General features: G+C 70.7%; 6 protein-coding genes and 1 pseudogene. 2 read left to right on the top strand and 5 right to left on the bottom strand.

Annotated elements, in window-relative coordinates:
• Window positions 1-488: DUF2975 domain-containing protein (locus VHK87_RS09830; RefSeq protein ID WP_329634718.1), on the bottom strand; the 488-nt coding region annotated here is incomplete at its 3' end.
• A 125-nt stretch (window positions 489-613) separates the two neighbouring features.
• On the opposite strand from VHK87_RS09830, the gene rdgB reads away from it, so the two are divergent.
• On the top strand, window positions 614-1,213 hold the full coding sequence (rdgB, locus tag VHK87_RS09835) for an RdgB/HAM1 family non-canonical purine NTP pyrophosphatase (RefSeq protein ID WP_329634719.1): 600 nt from the start codon (window positions 614-616) through the stop codon (window positions 1,211-1,213).
• Window positions 1,210-2,361 carry a radical SAM family heme chaperone HemW gene (gene hemW, locus VHK87_RS09840; RefSeq protein ID WP_329634720.1) on the top strand — a complete coding sequence of 384 codons (1,152 nt, stop codon included), beginning with the start codon at window positions 1,210-1,212 and terminating at the stop codon, window positions 2,359-2,361. The genes rdgB and hemW overlap by 4 nt, the downstream gene beginning before the upstream one ends.
• Here the strand turns inward: hemW and VHK87_RS09845 are convergent.
• The 4 genes and pseudogenes from VHK87_RS09845 to VHK87_RS09860 form a co-directional block, all read right to left on the bottom strand.
• Window positions 2,358-2,831 carry a universal stress protein gene (locus VHK87_RS09845; protein WP_329634721.1) on the bottom strand — a complete coding sequence of 158 codons (474 nt, stop codon included), beginning with the start codon at window positions 2,829-2,831 and terminating at the stop codon, window positions 2,358-2,360. The genes hemW and VHK87_RS09845 overlap by 4 nt on opposite strands.
• Window positions 2,832-2,874: 43 nt before the next feature.
• A complete protein-coding gene (locus tag VHK87_RS09850) occupies window positions 2,875-4,581 on the bottom strand; it encodes a flotillin family protein (protein WP_329634722.1) in 1,707 nt (568 codons plus the stop codon).
• A gap of 14 nt (window positions 4,582-4,595) precedes the next feature.
• On the bottom strand, window positions 4,596-5,198 hold the full coding sequence (locus VHK87_RS09855; protein WP_329634723.1) for a YqiJ family protein: 603 nt from the start codon (window positions 5,196-5,198) through the stop codon (window positions 4,596-4,598).
• Window positions 5,199-5,314: 116 nt separating this feature from the next.
• A pseudogene (locus VHK87_RS09860) lies at window positions 5,315-5,492 on the bottom strand (tryptophan--tRNA ligase); the annotation flags it as partial.

Genomic DNA, 5,492 nt, shown 5'->3' on the forward strand with positions numbered 1-5,492 from the left:
AACACCTCGGCAAGCACGAACACCACCAGCACCGAGAACCAGGCGGTGAGGGAGAAGCCGGAGTTGATCTCCTGCTGGCCCGGCAGCAGCCAGGCCGACAGCGCCCAGAAGGCGTAGCGGCCGAGCTCCAGCCCCGCCAGCATCAGGCCGATCACCCGAAGCCGGGTGACGTTGTCCGGGTGGAAGGGATCGCCGGCGGTCAAGGTGGTGAAGATCTTCCGCACCCGCTCGACGATCACCAGGATGGCGCCGACATAGAGCGTCCAGGCGATCAGCGGGCCGACCACTAGGATGCCGCGGTTTGAGATCTCCTCTCCGTTGGCTGAGCGGAACACTACGTCCGACAGGATCTCCGGATTGAAGGAGAGCAGCACGGCCAGGAGGCTGATGAGGGCCAGCACGCCCAGGCCGATCCACAGGGCCACATAGACGACGTCGAGGATGGTCTTCAGGAAGCTCGACACCGAGCCCGGCCCCAGGGCGCGCATCTTCTTGTCTGTCCTCTGCCCGGCGCGGCCGAAGCGCGCGCGAAGCGGGAGGGTAGAGAAGAGCTGCGCGCGCCGCCACCTTTGGGGTCATGACGCGGCGACGCCCCGGCGCTAGAACCCGCCCCATGCCCCTGACCCTGCCTGCCGGCCAGAAGATCGTCGTCGCCACCCACAATCCGGGCAAGGCGCGCGAGCTGGCCTCGATCCTGGAGAACCGCTTCGCGCTGGTGACCGCCGGCGAGCTCGGCCTGCCGGAGCCTGAGGAGACCGAGACCACCTTCGTCGGCAACGCGCTGATCAAGGCGCGTGCGGCGGCGGACGCCTCGGGGCTGGTCGCGCTGGCCGACGACTCGGGGCTGTCGGTCACCGCCCTGGGCGGCGCGCCCGGCGTCTACTCGGCGCGGTGGGCTGGGCCGTCGAAGGACTTCGCGCTGGCCATGCGCAAGGTCGAGGAGCGTCTGGAGGCGACCGACGGCGAGGACCTCTCGGCCTGGTTCACCTGCGCGCTCGCCGTCGCCTGGCCCGACGGCCCGGCGGTGGTGGTCGAGGGCCGGGTGGATGGCGAGCTGGTGTTCCCGGCCCGGGGAACCCGAGGCTTCGGCTATGACCCGATCTTTCGGCCAGAGGGTCGGCGCGAGACCTTCGGGGAAATGGACCCGGCCGAGAAGGACGCAATGAGCCATCGGGCGCTCGCCTTCGAGAAGCTGAAGGCCGCCCTGCTGTGACCCGCGCCCCGCCGCTGGGGGTCTACATCCATTGGCCCTACTGCGCCCGCATCTGCCCCTACTGCGACTTCAACGTCTTCAAGGACCGCGGACGGAGCGACGAGCAAGCCGCCCTCGTCGCCGCGATCGGAGAGGACCTGAAGGCCCAGGCGGCGCTGACCGGTCCGCGCGAGCTGGTGTCGGTCTTCTTCGGCGGCGGCACGCCCTCCCTGATGGACCCGCAGGCGGTCGCCGACGTCCTGGCGCTGGCCCGCCGCCTCTGGACCCCGGCGGCGGACCTGGAGGTGAGCCTGGAGGCCAACCCGACGGACGCCGAGGCCGCCCGGTTCGAGGCGCTGGCAAAGGTCGGGGTCAGTCGGCTGTCGCTCGGGCTGCAGGCGCTGGACGATGCGGCGCTGGCCTTCCTAGGCCGCAACCACGATGCGGCGGCGGGGCGGCGGGCGGCGCAGGCGGCGGCCAGAGCCTTCCCCCGCCTGTCGCTCGATCTGATCTATGCCCGCCCCGGACAGACCGCGGCCGGGTGGCGGGACGAGCTCGCCGAAGCCATCGCGCTGGGCGCCGAGCACCTCTCGCCTTACCAGCTGACCATCGAGGCCGGCACGGCCTTCGACCGCGCGGTGCGCCGCGGCCGGTTCGCCCCACCCGACCCGGACCTCGCCGCCGAGCTGTTCGAGACCACCCAGGCGGCGCTCGAGGCTGCCGGCTTCACCGCCTACGAGGTCTCCAACCACGCCCGCGGCGAGGCGGCCCGCTCGCGCCACAACCTCGTGTACTGGCGGGGCTGGGACTACGTCGGCGCGGGGCCAGGGGCGCACGGGCGGATCACCACCACCGCCGGCCGCGAGGCGACCCTCTCTCATACGCGGCCCGCCGCCTACATCGCCGCGGTGCGCGAGACCGGCCTCGGCTTCGCCAGCCGCGAGGCGCTGTCGCCGGTTGAGGCCGCGGAGGAGCGGCTGCTGCTCGGCCTGCGGATCGCGGAGGGGCTGCCGTACGCCGACGTGGCGGCGCTGGAGCTCTCCCCGCGCCACCCGCGCGTCGTTGAGCTCGCCGAGCTTGGCCTGATCGCCGAGGACCGGGAGCGCCTCCGCGCCACGCCGGCCGGCCGGCTCGTGCTCAACGCCGTGACCGCGAAGCTGGCGGCCTAGGCCAAATCGGCGATTTCTTCGTCCGTCAGGTCGCCGGGCACGACGGTGACAGGCAGCTTGCGGCTGCCCCACTTCACTCCCTCCTTGGCGATGGAGGCGACCAGCGGGCCGGGTCCGCGGCCGCCGACCGAGGCGGCGAGCACCAGGATCTTGATGTCGGGGTCGTCGGCGACGACCTGGCGCAGGGCGGCGCGCGTGTTGTCGGCGTGCTTGATGACGAACTCGGGCGGATGGCCGGTCTCGGCGATGACGAACTCGGCCATCTTCTGCAGCACGGCTTCGGCCTCCTGGCGGGCCTGGCGCTCGATCTCCTCGCGCACGCCGCTCCAGTGCTCGAACACCGCCGGCTCGATCACCCGCAGCAGCGCCACATGCCCGCCGGTGGACCTGGCCCGCCGGCAAGCGTAGCGCAGCGCCGCCTGGAACTCAGGCGAATCGTCTGCGATGACCAGGAACTTGCGCCGCGTCATGGCGCGAAGCTGCGGCAAGCCGCCTGTTCAGGCAAGGCTGGCCCTATTCGGCCGCCGGCGCGGGCTTTGCGCCGGAGCTCAGGCCGGCGACCAGGCCGTGCGCGTCGTCGCCCTTCATGCCGACCTCGGACAGCAGCTGGTCGATCAGCGGGGCGTGGGCCCGGTAGCGCAAGGCGCTGGAGACGACGTTGTCCGCCAGGTTCGCGCCCTGCGCGCCGTCCCCCGCCTGGCCGCCGGCGTCGCCGCCCAGGCCGCCGACCTGGACGATCTTGATGCTGTCGATCGACTGCAGCGGCCGGACGCTCTCGGCGATGATCTTGTCGAGGTTCTCGATCAGCTTGACCTTCACCTGCATCGACACCTGGTCGCTGGAGAGGATGTTGGCGGCCTCGTTGACCGCCCGCTTGCCGATGGCCTCGACATCGAAGCGGACCCGGTCGGCCTCGGCGGCCAAGCGCACCGCCTCGGCGGCGGCGGCGGCCTCGATCTTGATCTTGTCGGCCCCGGCCCTGGCCTGCTCGCGCAGGGCCTCGGCCCTATCGGCGGCGGCGACCTTCTCGGCTTCGGCGGCGACGCGGATGCCGATCGCCTCGCGCTCCGCCTCCTTGGCGGCCTCGATCAGCTCGATGGCTTTCAGGCGGTCGGCCACCTCCTTCTCGCGGACGGAGACCACCTGTTCCTCGGCCTGCACGGCCAGAGCGCGCGCCTGGTCAGCCAGCGCCTGGGCCTCGGACTGGGCCCGGGACTTCTCGGCGATGGCGATCGCCTTCTCCTGTTCGGACAGCTCGATGGCCTTGGCCTTCTCCACCTCGCGTTGGCGGATCTGCTGCTCCATGGCGATCCGCTCCTGGGCGACCGCCCGATCGGCCTCGATCTTGGCCTGTTCGATCTGCTGCTGCGCGGCGATCTTGGCCTCCTCGGCGGCTCTACTCTTCTCGGCCTGCTGCTGGGCGACGTCGGCGTTCTGCTCGGCCCGGCGGATCTCCACCTCCCGCTGCTGCTCGAGGCGGGCGTACTCCTCGTCCCGGCCGATCATCAGCGTCTGCCGCTCGGCCTCCAGGTTCTTGTTCTTGATCTGGACCTGGGTGTCCTGCTCGATGTCGTTGCGCAGCTTCTTGCGGCGTTCGATCTCCTCGGTCAGCCGGGTCAGGCCCTCGGCGTCGAAGGCGTTGGAGGGGTTGAAGTACTCCATCGCGGTCTGGTCGAGGCCGGTCAGCGACACTGTCTCCAGCTCCAGGCCGTTCTTCAGCAGGTCCTCGCTGGAGACCTGCTGCACCTTCTGGACGAAGTGGGTCCGCTGCTCGTGCAGCTCGGTCATGGTCAGCTCGGCGGCGACGCTGCGCAGGGCGTCGACGAACTTGCCCTCGACGAGGTCCTTCAGCTCCTCAGGGGCCATGGTGCGAAGTCCCAGCGTCTGGGCGGCGGACGAGATGGCGTCGGCGCTCGGCTGAACCCGCACATAGAACTCGGCCAGCACGTCCACCCGCATGCGGTCCTTTGTGATCAGCGCCTGCTCGTTCTTGCGCTCCACCGCCAGCCGCAGGGTGTTCATGTTCACCGGGATGGTCTCGTGCAGCACCGGCAGGATCAGCGCCCCGCCGTTCATCACCACTTTCTCGCCGCCGAAGCCGGTGCGGACGAAGGAGACCTCCTTGCTGGCCCGCCGGTACAGCTTTGCGAAGATCAGCCCGAGGATGAGCAGGGCGGCGAGTCCGACGCCTGCGATGATCCCGATTTCGATGAGCGCCATGGCTTCCCCCACTCTCAGACGTTTCCTTGGCCCAGGGCCGCATCGCGTACGGCGAAGAACTTTGCGCCGGCCCGGCGCACGATGATCACCGTCTCGCCCTCGGCGAGGATCTCCTCCGGCTCGTCCGGCTCGACCATGACGTAGTGCGGCTGACCGTGCGCGTCGCGCGCCCGGGCCTGGGCCGCCGAGCCGGGCTTGGCCTCGCCGGTGACGATCACCGCCACCCGGCCGATCAGGCTGTCGCGCGACACCGCAGTCGTCTCGTCGGTCGGCACGAAGCGGGCGAACAGGCGGCTGAAAATGCGCGTCAGCGGAAAGGCCGCCGCCACCGCCGCCGGAACCGCCAGCAGCGCCGGGGCCGGGCCGCCGAACAGCGCCGCCACGATCCGCTGGGCGATCAGCCCCACCGTCCCGAAGGCGAACAGGAACACCACCAGCAGCATCAGCATCGGCAGTCGGCCGAGGTTGAGCCAGGCCAACAGCGACGGCGTGTCCGGGTCGATGTCGAAGTCCGCCGCCCCGCCGAAGCCGGATAGCTCCACGAGGCCGATCAAAAGCATCAGCACGAGGGCCGCGACGAAGGGCACGTTCTGCGGCGCCAACAGGAACGCGATCATCGCCGACCTCGCCGATCGGCGGAGCGTACGTCCGAGAGTTTAGCGGGCCCCCACATGCCCGCTACGATAAGCGGCGGCCCGGCGGCGGTAAACACGAGGACGCCTGGAAAGCGAGCTCAGCCCCAGAAGCCGACGATCTTCTTCACCTGCGCCAGCACCGGCGCCGCCTCGTCGCGGGCCCGTTCGGCGCCGGCGGCGAAGATGCGGTCGATCTCTGCGGGATCGGCTAGGTAGCCGCGCATCTTGTCGGACACCGGGCCCAGGACGGAAACGGCGAGGTCGGCCAGCCTAGGC

Source organism: Phenylobacterium sp. (genome assembly GCF_036263695.1).
Lineage (GTDB): Bacteria > Pseudomonadota > Alphaproteobacteria > Caulobacterales > Caulobacteraceae > Phenylobacterium.